General features: G+C 76.5%; 2 protein-coding genes. Both read right to left on the bottom strand.

The features are described from left to right. Positions 1-97: 97 nt before the first annotated feature. Positions 98-1,168 (bottom strand): alpha/beta fold hydrolase, encoded by a 1,071-nt coding sequence (locus PYV61_RS23395; protein WP_275836240.1) that lies wholly within the window; start codon positions 1,166-1,168, stop codon positions 98-100. Continuing rightward, a partial coding sequence (locus PYV61_RS23390) for a GAF domain-containing sensor histidine kinase (protein WP_275836238.1) occupies positions 1,165-2,920 on the bottom strand: 1,756 nt, incomplete at its 5' end. The genes PYV61_RS23390 and PYV61_RS23395, both read right to left, overlap by 4 nt.

Raw genomic sequence — 2,920 nt, 5'->3', positions numbered from 1 at the left:
CGCCGCGCCTGCGCGGCCGCGGCGACCAGCGTCGGCGCGGCCAGCGCGGCCAGCGCGGCGAGCGGTCGGAGTCGCATCGGCCCTCCTCGGTCGGCGGTCAGCGGAGCGGCGGCAGCGGCGGGAGCTGCGCCAGGAACGCCGCCAGCTCGTGCTTCCACAGCGCCGGCAGCGAGTGCGTGCCGTGGCCGCGCGTCCGCTCCCCGGTCGGGATCAGCACGTACCGCCCCGTGGCGACGCGCGGCATGAGCCGCTCCATCAGTCCGAGCTCGGGCGGGTTCACCAGGTCGTCGGCCGAGTTGATGGCCAGCACGGGGGCGCGGATCCGCCCCAGCTCCGCCGACGGGTCGTAGTCGCGCGACGCCTCGAACTGGTAGAGGAAGTCGTTGGCGTCGGTGTTCGCCACGCGCTCGCGCATCCAGCGGCCGATGTACGCGTCGGCGCTGTCGCGCGTCGGCGCCGCGCCCTGCTGCGCGATCGGGCTGCTGGTCATCATGAACAGCATCGCCAGCGCCGTGCGCAGCCCGCGCGCCGGCGGCGCCGCGTAGTCGCCCCCCTTCCAGTCGGGGTCCTCGCGGATGGCGTCGGCGATCACCTGCCGCATCATCCGGTTCCGCCCGGCGATCTGCGTCGGCACGCTGGCCAGCGGCACCAGCCCGTCCATGAACTCCGGGTGGCGCACGCCCCACACCCACGACTGCATCCCGCCCATCGAGGTCCCCATCACCAGCCGCAGGCGTCCGACGCCGAGCCCCTCGCGCACCAGGCGGTACTGCGCCTCGACCATGTCCTCGTAGCCGTACTTCGGGAAGCGCGCGCGCAGCCCGTCGCTCGGCTTGCTCGACCGCCCGGTGCCGATCCCGTCGGGGAGGATGACGTAGTGCGTCGCGGTGTCGAGCGGCTGCCCCGGCGCGAACAGCTCGCCGGCGAACTGGCGGCCGAGGAAGCCGCGCCCGTTCCCGGTCGTGCCGTGCAGCAGCAGCACCGCGTTCCGCACCGTCCCCGCCGCGTCGCGCCGCGGGCGGCCGAGCGTGGTGTAGTGGATGCGCAGCTCGGGGAGCGTCTCGCCGCTGCGGAAGCGGAAGTCGCGCAGCGTGAAGTCGGCCTGCACCTCCTGCGCGGGGAGGGCGGCGGCGGACAGGGCGAGGGCGAGGAGCAGTCGCCGGATCATGCGGCGGGAAGCGTGAGGGTGAAGGTGCTGCCCGCGCCGGGCGTGCTCTCGACCGTCAGCTCGCCGCCCATCCCGCGCGCGAGGTCGCGGCTGATCGCCAGCCCCAGCCCGACGCCCTCGTGCGGGCGGGTGAGCCGCTGGTCGACCTGCACGAACGGCTCGAAGATGGTGGCCAGCTTGTCGGGCGCGATCCCGACGCCGGTGTCGGACACCGCGATCGCCACCACGTCGGCGGCGCAGCGGCAGTGCACGCGCACCGCGCCCCCCGGCTCGGTGAACTTGATCGCGTTCGACAGCAGGTTGAGCAGCACCTGCTGCAGCTTGTCGCGGTCCGCGCGCACCGCCCACGGCGCGTCGCAGCCGGACGTGGCGAAGGCCAGCCCGCGCGCGCGCACCTGCGGCTGCACCAGCGCCTCCGCCGCGGCGAGCGCCTCCAGCACCGGCACGTCGGCCACGTCGTAGCGCACCGCGCCGGCGTCGACGCGCGTGTAGTTCAGCACCTGGTTGATGAGCCCCAGCAGGTGCCGCTGGCTCTGCTGGATGCGCGCCAGGTCGTCGCGCTGCGCCTCGGTGATCGGCCCGCGCACGCCCAGCTCCAGCAGCTCCGCGTACCCCCCGATCGCGTTCAGCGGCGTGCGCAGCTCGTGGCTCATCACGGCCAGGAACTCCCCCTTGCCGCGGTTCGCCGCCTCGGCGTCGCGCCGCGCCGCCCGCTCGGCGTCGAACAGCCGCACCCGCTCCAGCGCCAGCGCCGCCTGCTGCCCCAGCGACAGGAGGAACGCGCGCTCCTCGGCGGCGAAGCCGCGCGGCGCGCCGAAGCCGAACGAGATCGTCCCCACCGTCTCGGCGCCCGCCACCAGCGGCACCACCGCCCCCGCCGCCACGCCGGTCGCCGCCCACACCGGCACCAGCGCGGGGAAGCGCGCGTCGAAGCCGTCCGGCCCGTCCCGCCGCTCGATCCACACCGGCGCGCCGGTGCGGAAGCAGAGCGGGACCGGGCCGCCGCCGTCCATCGGCTGGCGCTCGATGCGCTCCACCATGCGCGGGTCGAAGCCCACGTGGCCGACCACCATGAGCTCCCGCTCGGCGGGCGCGCGCACCGCCATCGCCCCCGTGCGCGCGCCGAGCGCGACGACCATCTCGGCCACCACCACGCGCGCCACGTCGTCGAGCGCGCGGGCGCGCGCCAGCGCGGCGGTGAGCGCCTGCAGCCGCTCGGCGCGCTCGCGCGCCGCGTGCTCCGCCTCGATCAGCCGCGCGCGCTCCAGCGCCTGCGCCGCCTGCCGCCCGACGGCGAGGAAGAACTCGCGGTCGGCGGTCGGCAGCTCGCGCGGCGCCGTCCACGAGAACGAGATCGCCCCGATCACCGCGTCGGCCACCGTGAGCGGGACCGTGGCCACCGCCTCGGTCCCCATCGAGTCCCAGATGTGCGGGACCTCGGGGAACGCCGTCCGCAGCGCGCCCGCGTCCTCGACGAACACCGGCGCGCCGGTGCGCAGGCAGCGCGCGAGCGGCCCCGGCGCGTCGAGCGGGAAGCGCCGGTACCTCTCGACGACCAGGGACGAGGCGCCGTGCTGGCGCACCATCGTCCCCTCGGGCGGCTCGTCGGCGGAGGCGGCGGGCGCGCGCAGCGCCAGCACCCCCGTCGCCGCGCCGGCGGCGGCGACGCCCTGCGCCACCACGACCTCGGCGACGTCCGCGGGCGTCGTCGTCGCCGCGAGCGCGGCGGTGAGCGCCTGCAGCCGGTCGGCG

The organism is Roseisolibacter sp. H3M3-2, assembly GCF_029211165.1.
Lineage (GTDB): Bacteria > Gemmatimonadota > Gemmatimonadetes > Gemmatimonadales > Gemmatimonadaceae > Roseisolibacter.
The sequence above is the reverse complement of the archived record's forward strand: the minus strand, read 5'-3'. Positions and strand labels throughout refer to the sequence as shown.